This is a genomic window from Rhodococcus sp. ABRD24, from assembly GCF_004328705.1.
GTDB lineage: Bacteria > Actinomycetota > Actinomycetes > Mycobacteriales > Mycobacteriaceae > Prescottella.
On the sequence record NZ_CP035319.1, the window covers coordinates 1,171,795 to 1,191,011 of the forward strand.

17 protein-coding genes are annotated in these 19,217 nt (G+C 67.2%); 4 read left to right on the plus strand and 13 right to left on the minus strand.

Going from position 1 to position 19,217, the window contains the following annotated elements:
* Nucleotides 1-20: 20 nt before the first annotated feature.
* The 3 genes from ERC79_RS05245 to ERC79_RS05255 form a co-directional block, all read right to left on the minus strand.
* The gene (locus ERC79_RS05245; RefSeq protein ID WP_207390486.1) at nt 21-881 is read right to left on the minus strand and encodes a bifunctional methylenetetrahydrofolate dehydrogenase/methenyltetrahydrofolate cyclohydrolase; all 861 of its coding nucleotides are present in this window, start codon (nt 879-881) and stop codon (nt 21-23) included.
* 218 nt (nt 882-1,099) lie between these two features.
* Complete coding sequence (locus ERC79_RS05250) at nt 1,100-1,717, minus strand: pentapeptide repeat-containing protein (protein ID WP_131576351.1); 618 nt, start codon at nt 1,715-1,717, stop codon at nt 1,100-1,102.
* A 41-nt stretch (nt 1,718-1,758) separates the two neighbouring features.
* Nucleotides 1,759-2,109 carry a zinc ribbon domain-containing protein YjdM gene (locus ERC79_RS05255; protein ID WP_131576353.1) on the minus strand — a complete coding sequence of 117 codons (351 nt, stop codon included), beginning with the start codon at nt 2,107-2,109 and terminating at the stop codon, nt 1,759-1,761.
* A gap of 85 nt (nt 2,110-2,194) precedes the next feature.
* Between ERC79_RS05255 and ERC79_RS05260 the strand changes: the two genes are divergently transcribed.
* A complete protein-coding gene (locus tag ERC79_RS05260; RefSeq protein WP_131576355.1) occupies nt 2,195-2,659 on the plus strand; it encodes a tRNA (cytidine(34)-2'-O)-methyltransferase in 465 nt (154 codons plus the stop codon).
* Between the two features lie 41 nt (nt 2,660-2,700).
* Here the strand turns inward: ERC79_RS05260 and ERC79_RS05265 are convergent, their stop codons facing one another.
* Nucleotides 2,701-3,615 carry a LysR family transcriptional regulator gene (locus tag ERC79_RS05265; RefSeq protein ID WP_131576357.1) on the minus strand — a complete coding sequence of 305 codons (915 nt, stop codon included), beginning with the start codon at nt 3,613-3,615 and terminating at the stop codon, nt 2,701-2,703.
* Nucleotides 3,616-3,707: 92 nt separating this feature from the next.
* Between ERC79_RS05265 and ERC79_RS05270 the strand changes: the two genes are divergently transcribed.
* A complete protein-coding gene (locus ERC79_RS05270) occupies nt 3,708-4,775 on the plus strand; it encodes a TDT family transporter (protein WP_131576359.1) in 1,068 nt (355 codons plus the stop codon).
* 18 nt (nt 4,776-4,793) lie between these two features.
* On the opposite strand, the gene ERC79_RS05275 is transcribed toward ERC79_RS05270, so the two are convergent.
* The 8 genes from ERC79_RS05275 to ERC79_RS05310 all read right to left on the minus strand — a co-directional run bounded on the left by ERC79_RS05275 (nt 4,794) and on the right by ERC79_RS05310 (nt 14,295).
* Nucleotides 4,794-5,180 (minus strand): DUF302 domain-containing protein, encoded by a 387-nt coding sequence (locus ERC79_RS05275; RefSeq protein ID WP_131576362.1) that lies wholly within the window; start codon nt 5,178-5,180, stop codon nt 4,794-4,796.
* 61 nt (nt 5,181-5,241) lie between these two features.
* Nucleotides 5,242-5,508: a metal-sensitive transcriptional regulator gene (locus ERC79_RS05280; protein ID WP_131576363.1), complete on the minus strand. Its 267-nt coding sequence runs from the start codon at nt 5,506-5,508 to the stop codon at nt 5,242-5,244.
* A gap of 167 nt (nt 5,509-5,675) precedes the next feature.
* Nucleotides 5,676-5,984, minus strand: coding sequence for a rhodanese-like domain-containing protein (locus tag ERC79_RS05285; RefSeq protein ID WP_131576365.1), 309 nt, complete (start codon nt 5,982-5,984; stop codon nt 5,676-5,678).
* A 26-nt stretch (nt 5,985-6,010) separates the two neighbouring features.
* Nucleotides 6,011-7,654, minus strand: coding sequence for an FAD-dependent oxidoreductase (locus ERC79_RS05290; RefSeq protein WP_207390487.1), 1,644 nt, complete (start codon nt 7,652-7,654; stop codon nt 6,011-6,013).
* A 65-nt stretch (nt 7,655-7,719) separates the two neighbouring features.
* Nucleotides 7,720-10,998, minus strand: a complete 3,279-nt coding sequence (locus ERC79_RS05295) for an error-prone DNA polymerase (protein ID WP_131576369.1) — start codon at nt 10,996-10,998, stop codon at nt 7,720-7,722.
* A 136-nt stretch (nt 10,999-11,134) separates the two neighbouring features.
* Nucleotides 11,135-12,325: a serine hydrolase domain-containing protein gene (locus tag ERC79_RS05300; RefSeq protein WP_131576371.1), complete on the minus strand. Its 1,191-nt coding sequence runs from the start codon at nt 12,323-12,325 to the stop codon at nt 11,135-11,137.
* Between the two features lie 118 nt (nt 12,326-12,443).
* On the minus strand, nt 12,444-13,436 hold the full coding sequence (locus tag ERC79_RS05305) for a helix-turn-helix domain-containing protein (protein WP_131576373.1): 993 nt from the start codon (nt 13,434-13,436) through the stop codon (nt 12,444-12,446).
* Nucleotides 13,437-13,473: 37 nt separating this feature from the next.
* The gene (locus tag ERC79_RS05310; RefSeq protein WP_131576375.1) at nt 13,474-14,295 is read right to left on the minus strand and encodes a DUF4261 domain-containing protein; all 822 of its coding nucleotides are present in this window, start codon (nt 14,293-14,295) and stop codon (nt 13,474-13,476) included.
* Between the two features lie 293 nt (nt 14,296-14,588).
* Between ERC79_RS05310 and ERC79_RS05315 the strand changes: the two genes are divergently transcribed.
* Both ERC79_RS05315 and ERC79_RS05320 read left to right on the plus strand, forming a co-directional pair.
* On the plus strand, nt 14,589-16,583 hold the full coding sequence (locus tag ERC79_RS05315; protein WP_131576377.1) for an SDR family oxidoreductase: 1,995 nt from the start codon (nt 14,589-14,591) through the stop codon (nt 16,581-16,583).
* Between the two features lie 138 nt (nt 16,584-16,721).
* On the plus strand, nt 16,722-18,188 hold the full coding sequence (locus ERC79_RS05320; RefSeq protein ID WP_131576379.1) for an NAD(P)/FAD-dependent oxidoreductase: 1,467 nt from the start codon (nt 16,722-16,724) through the stop codon (nt 18,186-18,188).
* Here ERC79_RS05320 and ERC79_RS05325 read toward each other — a convergent pair.
* Complete coding sequence (locus tag ERC79_RS05325) at nt 18,146-19,066, minus strand: sucrase ferredoxin (RefSeq protein ID WP_131580768.1); 921 nt, start codon at nt 19,064-19,066, stop codon at nt 18,146-18,148. The genes ERC79_RS05320 and ERC79_RS05325 overlap by 43 nt on opposite strands.
* Nucleotides 19,067-19,217 lie beyond the last annotated feature (151 nt).

Below are 19,217 nucleotides of genomic sequence, written 5' to 3' on the forward strand. Positions count from 1 at the left end.
AACCGCGTCACTGCGTGAGCCTAGGCACGCACACCAGCGAGTTGTTCGGCCCGCTCCACGACATTGCTGAGCAAGAAGGCGCGCGTCAGCGGCCCCACTCCACCCGGGTTCGGCGAGATGAATCCGGCGACCTCGCGGACGTCGTCGGCGACGTCCCCTCGTAGTCCGTCGGCGGTCCGGCTGACGCCGACGTCGAGGACTGCGGCGCCCGGCTTCACCATGTCGGCCGTGATCAGGCCCGGCACGCCGGCGGCCGCGATCACGATGTCGGCCTGGCGCACCTGCGCAGCGAGATCACGGGTTCCGGTGTGGCACAACGTAACCGTCGCGTTCTCCGACCGGCGGGTGAGTAGCAGGCCGATGGGCCGGCCAACCGTGACACCACGGCCTACGACCACGACGTGCGCACCGGCGATCGGGACCTCGTAGCGGCGCAGCAGGTGGACGATGCCGCGCGGGGTACACGGCAGCGGGGCCTCTTTGCCGAGGACCAGGCGGCCCAGGTTCACCGGGTGCAGGCCGTCGGCATCCTTCTCGGGATCGATGCGCTCGAGCGCGGCGTTCTCGTCGAGGTGCTTGGGCAGCGGCAGCTGCACGATGTAGCCGGTGCACTCGGGGTTGGCATTGAGTTCATCGATGGTGGCTTCGAGATCGGCCTGCGTGATGTCGGCCGGCAGGTCGCGGCGGATCGAGGTGATGCCGACCTTGGCGCAGTCGTTGTGCTTACCGCGCACGTAGGCAGCCGATCCCGGATCGTCGCCGACCAGCACCGTACCAAGTCCGGGCGTGATGCCCTTCTCCTTCAGGGCTGCCACCCTGGCCTCGAGGTCGACGAAAATCTCGTCGCGGGTTGCTTTGCCATCCAGGATCGTTGCAGTCACGGCGACCATTGTTCCAGGCTAGCTTGGCTAGTTGTCACCGGCTCCAGATCTTCCTGGTCCACGAGTTCTCCCGGCCTACCTCAGCGGTGGCACCACGGCGCCGACACCCTCGACCAGTGCAGTTGCTCCGACTCCGGGTGATGGCAAGTTCGGCGGTTGGTGGGACCTGACCGTGCTCCAGGATCAGCAGGGCTCCAGGATCAGTAGGGGCTCCAGGATCAGTAGGGCTCGACTACCAACCCGGTCGCGTTCGCGTACGCCACCGCCTGCGTGAGCTCCACCTGTGTCTTGTCCAGCTTGGCGCTGGTCCAGAGGCCGGGATCGACATGTGCGCCGCGCAGATCGGCACCCTCGAGGCGCAGACCCCCGACCCTCGCGCCGGTCAGGTCGACCGACCGCAGGATCGCCTTCCGCATGTCAGTTTCGACAAGGTTGGCCTCCCGGAATCGGCAGTCCGTGAAATCCAGCCCCCGCAGGTCGGCCCCGCCGAGCGATACCAGCGTGAAGTCCACCTCGTCGACCACCAGGGGCCGCAACCGACAGTCCGAGAACGTCGATCCGAGCAGGCTGGAAGACCGGAAACTGCTGTGCCACAGCGTCGTCCTCGCAAACGTACAGGATCGGAATGCGGACCCGAAGTGATGTGAATCGGTGAGATCGGCGCCCGTGAAGTCGCACTCGGTGAACACCACGAACTCGGTCCGGAGTTCGCTGAGATCCGCATCGCGAAAGCTGCACACGGTGTAGTGTCGGCGGCTCCACGACTGCTGCGCGATGCACGCGTTCGAAAAGTCCTCGCCGACGATCTGCTCGACATCCACGGTCATGAGATCCATGGTGCTCCCATCCACTGACAATGTGTGGACAGCCCAGCCGATCAGACCTTCTTGACCACGCTGGACTTGAGCTGCATGGGCCCGAAGCCGTCGACCTTGCAGTCGATGTCGTGCCCGTCCACCCCGTCGACGAGGCGGATGTTGCGAACCTTCGTTCCGGCCTTGATGCCGCTGGGGCTGCCCTTGACCTTGAGTCCCTTGACGACCGTGACCGTGTCGCCGTCGGCGAGGACGTTGCCAACGGCATCTCGGATCACTCCAGACTCCCCGGACGCCGCTTCTTCGGACGTCGGCGCCCACTCGTGCGCGCACTCCGGGCACACCAGCAGCGACCCCATCTCGTAGGTGTATTCGCACGAACAATGGGGACAGGGCGGCAGGGTCTGGTCCATTCGGGCGATCGTATTCGAGACCTCGTCGGAGGCTTCCGCCCGGCCACGTACAACCCGCCAAGCTCGCGGCTGGCAAGCTGAACGCGTGTTTCGAGTGATGTTCCACGAGCCGCGGATCCCGCCCAACACCGGCAACGCGATCCGCATGGTCGCCGGAACCGGGTGCGAGCTGCATCTCGTCGGCCCGCTGGGGTTCGACCTGTCCGAGCCGAAGCTGCGCCGCGCAGGTCTGGACTACCACGATCTGGCCTCGGTCACCGTGCATGAGAATCTCGATGCGGCGTGGACGGCGCTGGCGCCGGAGCGGGTGTTCGCGTTCACCGCACACGCGACGACGTCGTATGCCGACATCTCGTATCGGGAGGGCGACGTGCTGCTGTTCGGGCCGGAACCGACCGGTCTCTCGAGCGAGGTGCTGGCCGATCCACACGTGACCTCTCACGTGCGGATCCCGATGGTGCCGGGCCGCCGGTCGCTGAACCTGTCGAACGCGGCCGCCGTAGTCACGTACGAGGCGTGGCGCCAGCACGGCTTCGCCGGAGGCGAATGAACAACGCAGCGCCGGAGGCGAATGAACAGCCCCAGCGCCCGCTAGCTCCTGGCGAGCCCCATGCCGTCGCGGGCCATCGCGATGTCCAGGAAGTCCCGGGCGGCGCCGCGCAGCCCGCGGGACTCGTCCCATACCGCCTGCAGCCGCCGCGGCATCCGCAGCCCCGCCACGTCCACCGAGACGAGTCGGCCGTCGGTGAGGTCGGCCTCGACCGCGAGCGATGACACGACGGCGGGTGCGTTGCCCGCCACCACGGCTGCCTTGACGGCCGTGCACGACGTGAGCTCGAGCAGCGGTGCGACGCATCCGGGCACGGCGTGCTCGAGCGTCGTGCGGGTGCCGGAGCCGGGTTCCCGCTGGATCAACGCGGTCTCGGCCAGTTCGGCGGCCGCGATCGGCGCGCGCCGGATCCACTTGTGCCCGGGCGGGACGATCACCACCAGCTCGTCCCGGGCCACCTCGACCGAGCGCAGCCCGTTCGGGACGACCGGGCCCTCGACGAAGCCGAGGTCGGCTTCCCCCGCACGCACCTGCGCGGCGACATCGGTGGAGTTGAGCAGCCGGACCGAGGTGACGACACCGGGATGCTTGCGGCGCATCGTCACCGTCCAGCCCGGAACGAGGTATTCGGCGATGGTCATGCTCGCCGCGACCGTGAGGTTGGCCTCCCGTTCGCCGCGCAACGCTGCGACGCCCGACGCGAGTTCCTCGGCCGAGGCGAGGATCGCGGACGCCCATTCCAGGATCAGTGCGCCCTCGGCAGTGGGCTGGACGCCGCCGGCGCCGCGGTCGAACACTCGGATGCCCAGTTGACGTTCGGCGGAACGTACCCGCGCACTCACCGCCTGCTGACTGAGGCCGTGTTCACGGCCGGCCGCACCCATACTGCCGAGCCTGCCGACCGCGACCAGCACATCCAGCGCAGCGAGCTCGGGGACATGGTGCGAAAGCGGCATACCACTAAGGCTAGACCCACAAACGGTGTTTGTACCCCATCTACCCCGAGGCTTCTACCGGGGACAACCCCGAATGCCGCAGACTCAGTTTCATGATCACACGTCCGCGTCTGGCCCACCTGACCCCCAACTGGTTCGCCATGGTGATGGGAACCGGCATCATCGCCGTTGCTACGACTTCACTCCCGGTGAGCCTGCCGGGCCGACGCGGAATCGCCCTCACCTTCTGGCTGCTGGCAGTGGCGCTGTTGACCGTGCTCGTCGCTGCTTTCGCAGTCCACTGGATGCGCTACACCGAGCACGCCCGCACCTACGCCCGCAGCGCCGCAATGTTCCCCTTCTACGGCGCGTTGCCGATGGCCGTGCTCACCGTGGGCGCCGGCACTGCAGCGGTGGGGCCTCAGCTGATCGGCAGCGGGATCGCATACGGGATCGCGGGCACCCTGTGGGGCATCGGCACCCTCGGCGGGCTGGTGACCTGTTCGGTGATGGGGATGCGTCTGCGTGCCGTCGCCGACCGCGGCAACCCCACCCCCGCATGGCTGATGCCCGTCGTGCCCCCCATGGTGTCGGCCGCGACCGGCGCGGCCCTGGTCTACCACCTACCCGAGGGTGCGGCTCGTGTGGCGATGCTCGCCGGCTGCTACGCCCTGTTCACCCTGGCCCTGGTGGCCGCACTCGGAATCATCGTGATGGTGGGATTCGAGATCAACGAGCGGGGACTTCCCCCAGTCCAGATGCTGCCGACCGTGTGGATCCCGCTCGGCATCGTCGGACAGTCGGTGGCGGCGGCGAACCTGCTCGGCACAGCGGCAGCGAGCACCATCGACCACGGTTTCGCCGATGCCCTGCATATCTTCGGGCTCGCGTACGGCCTGCTGATGTGCAGCGTGATGGTCTTCGCCCTTACCGCGGTCAGCGTCGTGACCGTGCGGGCCTTCCGACAGGGCCTGAAGTTCACCATGAGCTGGTGGAGCTTCACCTTCCCCGTGGGCGCGTGCGCTGTCGGGATGGGTGCGTTCGGCGTAGCTGGCGACTTCGCGGTCGCACGCGTGCTGTCGGCAGCCCTACTGGGTGCCCTGCTCATCGCCTGGTGCGTGGTCGCAGTGCACACCGCACACGGGGTTCGGACCAAGGCACTGCCCACCGTCCCGGCCTGATCGGCCGGGACGGGGCGGTCAGGCCAGTGCGTCGATCGCGGCCTGGAGCCGGGTGGTGGCTTCGGCGGCGACCGACTCGAGCCCCGGCTCGTTGGTCACCTCGACCATGAGCCGGGGATTCATCGCCTCGACCACCACCTCGTCACCATCTGCACGGACCAGAACGTTGCACGGCAGCAGCAGACCGATCTGACGATCGACGCCGACGGCGCGGTGCGCGAGCTGCGGATTGCACGCGCCGAGGATGACGTACGGTTCCATCTCTGCGCCGATCTTCGCCTTCAGCGTCGCCTGCATGTCGATCTCGGTGAGCACACCGAAACCCTGCTCCTGCAACGCAGCCCGCGTCTTGGCAATCGCATCGTCGAACCCGGTGTTCAGCCGGGTGGTAATTCCCAGATCCATCGTTCGCTCCTTCGGTTGGCACTTCCCAGTTACACGAGCGCCCAGTTACACGAGCGCCCGGCTACGCGAGGGCGAGGAACAACTTCTCCAGCTCGGCCTCGGTCAACGGCTCGGACGCCGTGCCGTCGCCGGCAAGGCATTCACGCAGCCCGGTCGCGACGATCTTGAACCCGGCCCGGTCCAGGGCCCGCGACACCGCGGCCAGCTGGGTCACCACGTCCTTACAGTCACGGCCGTTCTCGATCATCGAGATCACGCCCGCCAGCTGGCCCTGCGCTCGGCGCAGCCGGTTGAGCACCAACGCGATGCTCTCGTCGTCTCCGGTCATTGGGACCTCCTCGTTTCCTTGTCCCAGATTACCCACAGGGGTATCTGCTCCATGGCGGTGTGACCACCGTCATCCGGGTGAGAATTCGCGGCGGCTTCGTTCGCCGCTGTCTGGTGGTCCACGAAGGTCCGGTCGAGCACTCGAGACCTCGACCGGACTTCGGGGAACTAGCTGCCGGACTCGACGGCGCGGCCGGACTGCAGCCACGCCATGGTGCCGCCCGCGACGTTCACGGCATCGATCCCGCGAGCCTCGAGGTACTGCGCGGCTTGCGCACTGCGCCCGCCCACAGCACAGATGACATACACCGTGTCATCGGCCGGAACCTCGTCGACGCGCGCGACGAACTCGCTCAACGGGATCGAGACCGAGCCGGGGACGCGCACCTCGACGAACTCGTCCGTCTCCCGGACATCGACGAGCGGGGCGCCCGTGGCCAGCACCGATTCGAGTTCGGTCACGTCAATTTCGCGCATGGGGCCCTTTCCGAAGGTTCTGTGGTTCAGGAGACGCCGACCGGCGTGTGCACACGTCGCCCCGCGTCCCACGTGATGTAGCCGCCGTCGAGGTTAGCCGCGGGCCGCCCCAGCTGTCCGAGCAGCCGCACCGCGGTGTGTCCACGCTGGCCCACCTGGCAGTGCACGATCAAGTCGCCGGCCGGAAGTTCACCGACCCGTTCCCTGAGCTCGTCGAGCGGCACGTTCACAGCGCCGGGGATGGCGCCGGCCGCGAACTCGTCAGCGGTACGGACGTCGACCAGCGACGCGCCGCCAGCCAACAGACCATCGAGTTCGTGCCACTGGACGGTACGGGTGGAGCCGGTGCGCATGTTGTCGGCGATGTAGCCGAGCATGTTCACCGGGTCCTTTGCCGAACCGAACTGCGGCGCGTATGCGAGCTCCAGGTCGGCCAGATCGGACGCCGTCAGCCCACCGGTCATTGCGGTGGCGATGATGTCGATGCGCTTGTCGACGCCCTCGCCGCCCACGGCCTGAGCACCGAGGATCGCATCAGTTTCCGGATCGACCAGCAGCTTGATCGACATCTGCTGAGCGCCCGGGTAGTACCCGGCGTGCGACTGCGGATGCGTGTGGATCGCGTTGTAGGCGCGACCGGATGCCCGCAGCCGCTTCTCGTTCCAGCCGGTCGCGGTAACGATCAATCCGAAGACCCCCACGACCGCGGTACCCGATGACGCTCGCGCATGCACGGGCCGGCCCGCGATGACGTCGGCCACCAGTCGGCCCTGCCGGTTCGCCGGGTTCGCCAGCGGAATCAGGGCGGCGGTGTCGCCGATCGCGTCGTGCTTCTCGACGGTGTCGCCGACAGCGAAGATGTGTGGCGCCGACGTGCGCATCTGGTCGTCGACTGCGATCCCGCCGCGCTCGCCCAGCGTCAGGCCGGCCATCTTCGCGAGGGCCGTCTCGGGCCGGACTCCGATCGCCATGACGACGACATCTGCCGGGACGGTGCGCCCGTCCGCCAAGTCGACAGTGTTTGCGCCGATGGCGGTCAGCTGGGTGCCGAGTTCGAGGCGCACCCCGTTCTCGCGCATCCGGTCGGCCACCGGTGCGGCCATCTCGGGATCGAGCGGAGCGAGCACCTGATCGGCGAGCTCGACGACGGTGACGTCCAGGTCGCGGTGACGCAGATTCTCGGCCAATTCGACGCCGATGAACCCGGCACCGACGATGACCGCACTGCGCGCCGACGCCATCTGACCGACCAGACGGTCGACATCCTCGACATCACGCAGGATCAGGGCACGCTCGACGCCCGGCAGTGGCGGCACGATTGGGCTCGCGCCGGTGCTCAGGACCAGCTCGTCGTAGCTCTCGACGTAGGTGTCGCCCGAGTCGAGGTTGTGGACGGTGACGGTGCGGGCGTCGGGCTCGATCGCAACGACCTCGCTTCGCACTCGAACGTCCAGCCGGAAGCGCGCGCCGAGACTCTCCGGCGTCTGCAGTAGCAGCTCGTCACGGTCCTCGATGATGCCGCCCGCGTAGTACGGCAGACCGCAGTTCGCGAACGACACGTGCGCGCCCCGTTCGAACACGACGATCTCCGCCGATTCGTCCAGACGACGCATGCGGGTGGCCGCGGACATGCCGCCGGCGACACCTCCGACGATGACAACCTTCACGATCTACCTCCTCGATGTTGAAGTCGAGTATACCCCAGGGGGTATATAACCCGCGTGTGAATCCGCTCTCAGCGGAAGTCCCGCGATGTGGTCGACATCCGCAGATCCATCAGTTGGAGATGGTCCGCGACGATCGTCACCGCGCCTTCCGCGTTCTGCACCCGCCCGCGCACCAGCAGGGCTGGAGCGCTGTTCGCCAACTTGCGGTACTTCGCCCACAGTCCAACCGAGCACACGACATTGACCATTCCGGTCTCGTCCTCGAGGTTGACAAAGGTCACCCCGGCAGCCGTCGCGGGACGCTGCCGGTGTGTCACCGCTCCCCCGACCAGCACCCGGTCCCCGTCCGGGACGTCGAGCAATTGCGATGCCGGGACCACCCCGAGCGCGTCGAGTTGCGGGCGCAGGAACTCGGTGGGGTAGGTATCCGGCGAGACACCAGTGGCCCACACATCGGCGGCGGCGAGTTCCACATCGCTCATGCCGGGCAGTGTCGGGGCACGCGTGGACGCACCCATCCCCGGCAGCCGGTCTGGACGCTCGCCCGCCGCGGCACCTGCCGCCCACAGCGCTTCCCGCCGCGAGATCCCGAAACACCCGAGAGCACCGGCTGTGGCCAGCGACTCTGCCTGCGCCGTGCTCAGCTCTACCCGCCCGGTCAGATCCAGGAACGAGGTGAACGGCCCGCACTCCTCGCGGGCCGCGACGATCCGCTCGGCCAGCGCCGTCCCGATGTTGCGGACCCCTCCCAGACCCAGACGCACCTCGGCGCCCGCGGCCTCGAGCGTCGCATGCGCGAGGCTCGCATTGACATCCGCACCGTGCACTCGCACCCCGTGCCGTCGGGCATCGGCCACCAGGGACTGCGGCGAGTAGAACCCCATCGGCTGCGCCCGCAGCAGCCCGGCACAGAATGCCGCCGGATGATGCAACTTGAACCACGACGAATAGAACACCAGCGACGCGAAACTCTGCGAATGACTTTCGGGGAAACCGAAGTTCGCGAAAGCGTACAGCTTCTCGTAGATCCGGTCGGCCACCGCATCGGTGATGCCGTGCAGCTCCTGCATCCCTTGGTACAACCGTCCACGCAGCCGCTCCATCTTCTCCGGTGAACGTTTGGAGCCCATCGCCCGGCGCAGCTGGTCCGCCTCTGCGGCACTGAATCCGGCGACATCGACCGCCATCTGCATGAGCTGCTCCTGGAACAGCGGCACCCCCAGAGTCCGTTTCAGCGCCTTCTCCAGACATGGGTGATCGTAGGTGACGGGTTCGCGGCCGTTGCGCCGCCGGATGTACGGATGCACCGAACCGCCCTGGATCGGCCCGGGCCGGATCAGCGCGACCTCCACCACCAGGTCGTAGAAGTTGCGCGGCTTGAGCCGCGGCAGGGTCGCCATCTGGGCGCGCGACTCCACCTGGAACACGCCCACCGAGTCGGCCCGCTGGAGCATCTCGTAGACCGCATCCTCCGAGAGATCCAGCTGCGCCAGATCCACCTCGATTCCCTTGTGTTCGGCCACCAGATCGATCATGTAGTGCAGCGCGGAGAGCATGCCGAGACCCAGTAGATCGAACTTCACCAATCCCACTGCGGCACAGTCGTCCTTGTCCCACTGCAGCACGCTGCGGTTCTCCATACGCGCCCACTCCACCGGACACACGTCGGCGATGGGACGGTCGCAGATCACCATGCCGCCGGAGTGGATGCCGAGGTGTCGCGGGAACCCCTCGATCTGGGCCGCCAACTCCAGCACGGCGGGCGGGATGTCCGTACCCGTCTCCCTGCCGACGCCGCTCCAGCGGCTGACCTGTTTGCTCCACGCGTCCTGCTGTCCCTGCGAGAAACCGAGCGCCCGGGCCATGTCCCGCACCGAGGACTTGCCTCGGTAGGTGATGACGTTGGCGACCTGCGCGGCGTACTCGCGGCCGTACTTGGCGTAGACGTGCTGGATCGCCTCCTCGCGGCGGTCGGATTCGATGTCGACATCGATGTCGGGTGGGCCGTCCCGCTCCGGCGAGAGGAACCGCTCGAACAGCAACTGGTTGCGCACCGGGTCGACGTTGGTGATCCCGATCGCGTAGCAGACCGCCGAGTTGGCCGCCGATCCCCTTCCCTGGCAGAGAATGTCATTGTTCTTGCAGAACGAGACGATGTCGTGGACTACAAGGAAGTAGCCAGGGAAGGTCAGTCGCTCGATGATCCCGAGTTCGTGTTCGATCTGTGCGTAGGCAGCCGGGTTCCCGGAGGGCGGACCGTACCGTCGACGCGCCCCGGCCATTGTGATTTCCCTCAGCCAGCTTGCCTCGGTGTGCCCGGCAGGGACGTCGAACGGCGGCAGCTGCGGCGCGATCAGCCGAAGGTCGAACGCGCACTCGAGTCCGAGTTCGGCCGCCCCCGCCACTGCCTCCGGGTACCACGCGAACAGCCGAGCCATCTCGGCACCGGACCGCAGGTGTGCGCCACCGGTGGGCGCGAGCCAGCCCGCGGCATCGTCGAGGCTCTGCCGCGCCCGCACCGCAGCCATCGCCATCGCGAGCCGTCTCCGGGACGGGTCCCCGAAGTGCGCCGCAGTGGAGGCGATCACGGAAAGTCCTTGCGCACGAGCAAGTTCAGCGAGGTTCGAATTGACCTCGACATCCTCGGGCAGGCCGCGATGAGTGAGTTCAACCGTCACCCTATCCGCTCCGAAGCGGTCGACGAGATCGCGCAGCGCGGCGCCGGCAGCGTCAGGCCCACCGGCCGCGAGGGCACTCCGCACGTGCCCCTTGCGGCAACCGGTGAGGATCTGCCAGTGCCCGCCCGCAGCCTCGGCGAGTGCGTCGTAGTCGTAGCGCGGCTTGCCCTTTTCTCCACCCGCGAGATGCGCGGCCGCGATCTGCCGGGACAGCCGCCGGTAACCCTCCTGCCCGCGGGCGAGCACCAGCAGATGGGTGCCGTCGGGGTCGGGAGTACCGGTGCGCGGCGCCGCGTCCAAGGACAACTCGGCACCGAACACCGTCCGCATGTTCAGCTCCTTCGCGGCCTCGGCGAACCGGACCACCCCGTACAGCCCGTCATGGTCGGTGAGCGCGACGGCGTCGAGACCGAGCCGCACCGCCTCCTCCACCAGCTCTTCGGGCGGGCTCGCGCCGTCGAGGAAGCTGAAAGCAGAGTGCGTGTGTAGTTCCGCATAGGGAACTGTGGCGCCGACGGGCCGGGACGTTCCACCTCGATACTCTCCACGCCTACGGGACCACGCCGGGCTGTCGCTGCCGTCGCCCGGGAACCGCGACTCGTGACGCGGCCGCCCGGACAACACCCGTTCCATTTCCGCCCACGTAGGCGGGCCGTTACCCCATCCCATCCCACTGCAGCCTTCCCGCAGGCACCGACCTGCACACCAGGGAAGATGCCGAAGGGGAAGACGCATCTTTCGAACTCACATTCGAGTGTGGCACGTGCGCCCGGCAGGGTCAACGCGGGCCCCGCCGGGCAACCGCCTACTTCCGGTCGAGGTTGCGATAGGTGCTGGTCTCGAAGTCGAGGTAGCCCCCGATCGATGCCGGATCGACGAACGGCAGGATCTGCGTCGCCCAGAATCCGGCGATGCCATTGCGTCGGTCGATCCAGTAGTAGAGGTTCGCGAGCCCCGCCCAGCCGAGAGACCCGGCCGGTCGGCCGGTCGGCGCGTCCTCGTCGTTGACCATGAACGTGCAGGCCCAGGACTTGGGCTGACCGGGGAAGAACTCTGCATCGTGCGAGAGTTCGGGTTCGACGCCGGGCAGCATCGTCACCTGCTGACCGTCCAACCCGTTGCGCACCGCCTGCCGCACAGTGTCCGGAGCGAGGACGCGCCCGTGCTCCCCAGCGCCGTCACCGAGCCACATGCGCAGGAACTTCGTGTAGTCACCGGCCGTCGAATAGAGCCCGTGACCACCCATGTGCACCTCGGGATCCTGTGGCAGCACCAGGTCGAGCGGCTCCAAGGTTCCGTCGAACCGACGTTGGTGGATCGTGGCGCGGCGCGAGTTCATGGCCGGGTCGAGTGTGAACGCGGTATCCGTCATCCCCAGCGGAGCGAAGATTCGCTCCGCCATCACATCCCCCAACCGCTTGCCTCTGACGGCCTCCACCACGAGCCCGGCCCAGTCGATGTTCGAGCCGTACTGCCAGCGTTCACCGGGCTCGAACAGCAGCGGTGTCTCCAGCGACGCCCTGGTCGCCGTAATCACACTGGGCTGCCCGTGTTCAACGGCCAGCCGGTGGTAGGTCTCGTCGAAGAAGGAGTAGCCCAATCCTGCAGTGTGCAACAGCAGCATGCGCGTAGTGATCTCACGCCTGGGTGCCCGCAGCACCGGGACACCCGCTGCGTCGAACCCGTCGATGACCTGTAGTTTTCCGATCTCCGGGAGGTACCGCGCCGCTGGCGCATCGAGGTCGACGAGCCCCTCCTCCACGCACTGCAGCACGGCGGTGCCGGTGATCGCCTTCGTGGTCGAGAACATCGCAAAGACCGTGTCGAGGGTCATCGGCTGGTCCGTGTCGCCGACCGACCGGAGCCCAGCGGCGCCCTCGAACACGGTGCCGTCCCGGTCGGTGAGCATCGCGACCACACCGGGCACCTGCCCGGCGCCGTCGGCCCCCGTCACGTCGCGCAGAACGGCGTTCAGTTCCGAATCACGTTGCCCCATGGTTTGTCTCCTGTCGGCGAAAGGTCGTTGCAGGAGAGCAACCTACGGAGATCTGCGCGGCATCCACGTCCCAGATCGGCAGCGCCCGTCCCGAATCGGCAGCCGTTCGTGAGCCGCGTCACCCCCGCGCGCGACTCAGGGTGTCAGACGGATTCTCGCCGAATCGCCGCCGGTAGGCGGCCGCGAACACACCCATGTTCACGTACCCCCACGCGCCGGCGGCGGCCGCGACCGTGGTCGTCGTCGACGCCGACAGTTCTCGCCGTACCCCCTGTAACCGTTGTTCCCGCAGACAATCCCGCGGCGTGATCCCCAGGTACTCACGGAACGCGCCGGAGAGGGCCCGCACACTGACACCTACCGACCCCGCCACCTCCGACACGGTCGGTAGGTCCTGCGCATTGTCCTCGATGTAGCGAACGGCGCGCCGGACATAGCCCGGGGCACGAACACCGCTCGTCGACGTCGGCTCGATGCCGGCACCGGCAGCCCAGTCCGCGAGTAGCTGCGCGGCGATCAGTTCTTGCAGGTTGACTCCGACACGTTCGTGATCGACCAGGTCCCGGGAACCCGACAGGGTGCGAGTGACATACTCCATCAACGCAAGCCACGGGCTGCCCGGCCCCCCGATGACACACTTGTGCCGCCACAACCGGTCGTCGGGCACCCACCCCCACCAGCTCAGTGCCAGATCGGCGAGCATGCGGTGCGGAACCGTGAGGTTCAGTTGCAGGTGTGCAGCGTCCGCGTCGAGCCGGTAGTCGACCCGGCTGCAGTCGGCGACGAAGGTCTCCCCGATTGTCAGATCGACACTCGACTTCGCGGTGACCGCATGGCGCGTCCACCCGGCGAGGGTGGTGAGCACCAGGATGTTGCCCGCCTCCGGGGCGAACTCACCGATCGTCACCGGGACCCCGTAGCAGAATCGGGTCAGCGTCATCTCGCCGATCTTTGCCGAGAACATGCTGGACGCCGGGGCAAGCGAACGACCGACCGGGCGCACCTCGTAGGGCATGTACACCGTATCCGACCACTGCTTTATCTCATCCCAGTCGGTGACAAGACCAGCGGCCCGCTCACCGCAGGTCCTGGGATCGAATGTCGGCAGCACACCGGGAGCATAGGCAGCTTTGCCTCCCATGGTCAGGTCAGCGCCGGCGGCCGAACCAACCCCGCTTGCGTGTGCGCTGCCCGGCATCGAATCTCAGCCGCAGCACCGTGCGTTCGGGGTCGACGTCGCTCGGGGCGTGGTCGACGACGATCTCGGCGGCCTCGGTGCTTCCGATCGTATCGCCGTCGGCGATGACGGGCCCTTGCTCGAGAAGGTACGAGGCAATCCCGGTGAGGCGGTCGAACGTGTCACCGGCGGACTCGGGGGTTGCCGGGATCTCGATGTCCGGGAGGTCGAGCATCTGGAGACCGCGTGTGTGGCCGGTCATCCCGCCGTCCGGACGCTGGCCGACGTTGATCGCGACCCACGCGAGCAGCGGCGGCTCGGGCAGCACGTCCTTCACGAGGTCTCGAAAGAGTTCAGGCAGGATGATGTGATTCGCACTGCCGAAGTACACGGCACGGATGGTGCCACTGAGCGCGACGAGTGACGCAATGACGCGGGACAACAACACCGCGTCGGCGATCGCTTCGTCCTCTGCACTCCCGGGGCGAAGGACGGTGACAATCGTGTGCGCGGCGTAGTCGGTCGGCGCAGGCACGTGCTTCGGCCACAGGCGACTGTGCTCGGCGATGTCGGCGACGTCGTCACCCACCGGGGAAGGAACTGTGAGCAGCGCGATCATCCGGCCGTCCAGATCGAGGCACACCGGCCCGTCCCGGTCCGCGGATGCGTCCTGATCGGCGGCCAGGTCGGAGAAGTCGACGTCCGGCCAGTCCAGGTGCAGCTGCGCAGCGAGGGCTTCGGCCGTGATATCGGCGTCGAGCCGATCCTGGAACAGCATCGCGAGCGCGGGCATGGGTTCCTCCGAGACTTATGTCTGCCAACACGATCGGCCACCAGAGGGGATGCTTCCAGTGGCCGCGTCGCGCTACACCCTATCCGCAGACCGGAAGACCCTCGGCGGTCTGCCAGCGCGACTCACGGCTGTCGGCCCCGCGATCGAATCAGGGCATACCCGGGCTGTTCGTGGCTCGAGGCGGCATACATCTAGCCGACACCACAGTCTCCCGCGGCTGGCAGCGAGGTCCTCGTCGGTGAAGACGCCGCCACCCCTGGCGCCCTTTCTTACTTCGGAGTAAGTTTCGGCTCATGGCCACGTACATCGTCACGGGCGGCACCGGATTCCTCGGCAGGCACACGATCGAGCGACTGCTCGATCGTGACCCGGGCGCGGAGATCCACGTTCTCGTCCGACCGGCCTCGGTCTCGAAGCTCGAGCGGATGTCGATGGCCTGGCCTGGCGGCGAGCGCGTCCACCCGCTGGTCGGCGATCTCACCGAACCGGCGCTGGGCCTGGACACCGCGCCGCCGTCAGCCGATCACATCCTGCACCTCGGCGCGATCTACGATCTGACGGCCGGCGAGGAGCAGTCGTCGACGAACATCGACGGCACCCGATCGATCATCGAACTCGCCGCCCGGACCGGCGCCACCCTGCACCACATCTCATCTATCGCAGTTGCGGGGGATCATCACGGCCGCTTCACCGAGGACGACTTCGATCTGGGCCAAGGGTTTCCGACGCCCTATCACCGCACCAAGTTCGAAGCCGAACGTCTGGTACGCGCATCGAATGTGCGGTGGCGGATCTTTCGGCCGTCGGCCGTCGTGGGAAGTTCCGGCACCGGCGAGATGGACAAGGTCGACGGACCCTACTACTTCTTTCCCGCTCTCGCTGCACTGTCGAAACTGCCTGCCGTCCTGCCGGTCGCCGTACCGAAACTCGGCTGCACCAACGTGGTTCCGGTCGACTTCGTCGCCGCCGCGATCGTCGAGCTGATGCTTCGGCCCGGTCTCGACGGCCGCACGTTCCACCTCGTCTCCCCCGAGCCGCAACCGGTCCGGGAGATCTACGCCGCCCTCGCCGAGGCCGCCCACGCGCCGACACCGGTGGCCGACCTACCCGGCGGACTGGCCGCACCGCTGCTGAACCCACCGGATCGGATCCGGCCCGCCCGCAACCTCGTCCTGCGCCGGATGGGCATCCCGCCGGTGCTGCTCGACCACCTGACCCTGCCGACACAGTTCACCACCGACCGCACCCGTGAAGCGCTCGAGGACAGCGGAATTTCGGTGCCCCCGTTCGCGTCCTACGCATCGAAACTGTGGTCGTATTGGCGCGAACACCTCGATCCGGACCGGGCCCGGCGTGACGATCCTGCCGGTTCCCTCGTCGGCCGTCATATCGTCATCACCGGCGCCTCCTCCGGCATCGGCCGCGCAGCCGCGATCGCGACGGCCGCCGAGGGGGCCATCGTGCTGCTCATCGCCCGCCGCGCCGACGAACTGGACGTCGTCGTGTCACAGATCCGCGAGTCGGGAGGGTCCGCGTTCGCGTACCAGTGCGACATCACCGATACCGAGGCCGTCGATCGAACCGTGCAGACGATTCTTGCCGACCATGATCACGTCGACATGCTCGTCAACAACGCGGGCCGCTCCATCCGCCGCGGCCTGTACCGGTCCACCGACCGCCTGCACGACTTCGAACGCACCATGGCGGTCAACTACTTCGGTGCGGTGCGCATGGTTCTCGCACTGCTTCCCCATATGCGGCGGCGGCGGTTCGGCCACATCGTCAACATCAGTTCGGCAGGCGTCCAGGCCCGCACGCCCCGCTTCGCGGCGTATGTGGCAAGCAAGTCGGCGCTCGACGGATTCTCGGACGTGGCCGCGGCCGAGACGCTCTCCGACGGCATCACGTTCACCACAATCCACATGCCACTCGTCCGGACGCCGATGATCGCACCGACCGGTCAGTACAACGCCGGGCCCGTGGCGAGTCCCGAGAAGGCCGCCGCAATGGTGGTGCGGGCGCTCGTCGAACGCCCCAAGCGCATCGACGTCCCGGTCGGTACGCTCGCGGAACTCGGTGGCATCTTCGCGCCCCGCATCAAAGACCGCGCGCTGTCGCAGCTGTACCACGCATTCCCGGATTCCCCCGCGGCCCGGGGCGAGGTGACCGCCGAACCGGAGCCTGTCCCCGACACCGTGGCGACCGCCGATCCCCCGCGCAGTCCGGTGGTCGCGGCGACCCGATTCGCCCGCCAGCTGGCCCGGCTGCTTCCCGGCGTGCACTGGTGACGCATCGGCGCTGGTGAACCGGCGTTTCCCAGGAGGCCAACCGCGTAAAATTTCCGGTTTTTCAGCCTCGGAAATTCGCCAAACCGTCTTTCGCTGTGCTAAGCAGGATAGGGGACCAACGAAAATAGGGAGAAAACTTTGACGCCAAGGATCGCGATTTTGGGAGCCGGTCCGAGCGGCCTCGCACAGCTGAGGGCATTCGAGTCAGCACGTAAATCAGGTCTTGGGTCGATGCCCGAAATTGTTTGTTTCGAAAAGCAGAGCGATCTGGGCGGCATGTGGAACTACACATGGCGCACCGGACTCGATCAATACGGCGAGCCGGTGCACGCAAGCATGTACCGATTCCTCTGGTCCAACGGACCGAAGGAATGCCTGGAGTTCGCCGACTATTCTTTCGAGGAACATTTCGGCCGACCGATTCCGTCCTACCCGCCGCGCGCCGTGCTGCGCGACTACATCATGGGCAGGGTCGATCAGAGCGACGTGCGCAAGTACATCCGCTTCGACACCGTCGTGCGCTGGGTGGAGTACGTCGAACCCACGAACAAGGCTGAGGCCGGACGGTTCGCGGTAACGGTCGCCGACCACAAGACCGACTCACTCGAAACCGAACTGTTCGACCACGTGATTGTGGCGACCGGACATTTCTCCACACCCAACGTTCCGCACTTCGACGGCCTCGAGAACTTCCCCGGCCGCATCCTGCATGCCCACGACTTCCGGGATGCGCGGGAATTCACAGGCAAACGGCTTCTACTGATCGGCAGCAGTTACTCAGCGGAGGACATCGGCACCCAGTGCTTCAAGTACGGCGCGGCCGAGGTCACCTTCAGCTACCGAACCAAACCGATGGGACACGACTGGCCGGAGGGCTTCTCCGAGGTCCCGCTGCTGACCGGAATCGACGGCGACACCGCCCGCTTCCAGGACGGGAGCACCCGCGAGGTGGACGCGATCGTGCTGTGCACCGGCTACCAGCACCACTTCCCGTTCCTGCCGGACGAGCTGGCGCTGCGGACCAACAATCGGCTGTACCCGGCGGGGATCTACAAGGGCATCGTCTCGCAGGCGAATTCGCAGCTGTTCTATCTCGGAATGCAGGATCAGTATTTCACGTTCAATATGTTCGACGCACAGGCGTGGTACACCCGCGACATCATTCTCGGTCGAATCGAATTGCCGGACGCAGAAACCCGGGAACGCGACATCGAGGAATGGCGAAATCGCGAGCAGGCTCTGGGATCCGCGATCGAGGAGATCGATTTCCAGGCCGCCTATATTCGTGATCTCGTAGACCGGACCGACTATCCAGAATTCCATGTCGAAGAACAGGGCGAGCTCTTCAAGCAGTGGAAGAAGGACAAGAAGTCCGACATCATGGGCTACCGGAATCGCAGCTACACCTCGACGCTGACCGGCACGGTCGCCCCTCCTCTGCACGACGAGTGGCTCAACATTCTCGACGATTCTGCGGAATCGTTCCTGAACAATGATTTCGGCACGGCAGGTGTATCCGCGCCGAAGAACGTCACGCGTATGGCAACCCGACGGGCGCGCGCTCACACCCGCCCGGTGGCGACATCCTCCGAACTGTCGGGCTGACCCTCCCGGTCCGGGAGCTCCTGCACCCTCACCGCGACCACCGGCCGGACGGGCTTGGCCTCGGCGCCACAGCTCGCCGGCCGGGGCGCGAGTTCACGCTGCTCCAATGTGACCTGCCACCGTCGGCCGTCGCGATGCACCACGACGGGGTCGTCGCCGGCACGCTCGTCCACTGCTAGTTCGTCCACCCCGGCGAGCACCTGCTGCCGCACCGCGACCTCCGCGACCTGTCCACGGGGACTCCAGCTGCTCCGGCCCCGCAACCCGGGCAGGTACACCCGGCCGTCGGCGGCCGCATGCACCGCGAGGAGACTCCCGTCCGATCCGAGCCGGCCGTAGGTGTTGCCGCTGGGCAGCAGAATCATCGACGGCGCGAACCGGTGCCCACCGGTGTGCGAGCACTCCCATACGGCGTCGCCGAACTCCGCGGCCAGAACAGCGGCCACCGGGCGCCCCAGGACGGCGCAGCATTGGTCCCGCTTGCCGTGCGCACATACCAGGACCACCGGATCGGTCACCCGCTCACCCAGCCCCGGAGCCGGTCCGGAAACCCGGGCCAGGTCCAGGCTCAGCAGGTCGGAGACGTCCCCGATCGCGAGCCGCTCGCACCATGAGTGCTCCGGACGAGAATTGGCCAGCAGCACCGTGCGGGAGCCGTGCGCCGTCTCGGACCGCCCCGGCCGGCGAATGAACATGATACGCACCCCTGCCGCGTCGGCTCGTAGGGTGAGCTCGCGGGCCAGCTCGGCACCGAGCGCCGTCCCGTCGAGCACGTCCCTCCCCCAGGCGCCCGGGTACTCGATGCATACCCAGCCGCCGACCTGCGCCGCGGTACCGGGCAGCGGCTCATCGGCCGCGGACAGCGCGGAACACGTCATGGGGCCGGGCTGGGGCGCAGATTCACTCACCCTGCCATTGTGTACCGGCGTCCAGCCATGGAACTTGCGGCCCTCGGTGAACCGCTCCACGCACGTCGCAATCGGCGCGCCGACCCACGCCCGAAGGTGCCGCGGGTCGACGGCGAGGACG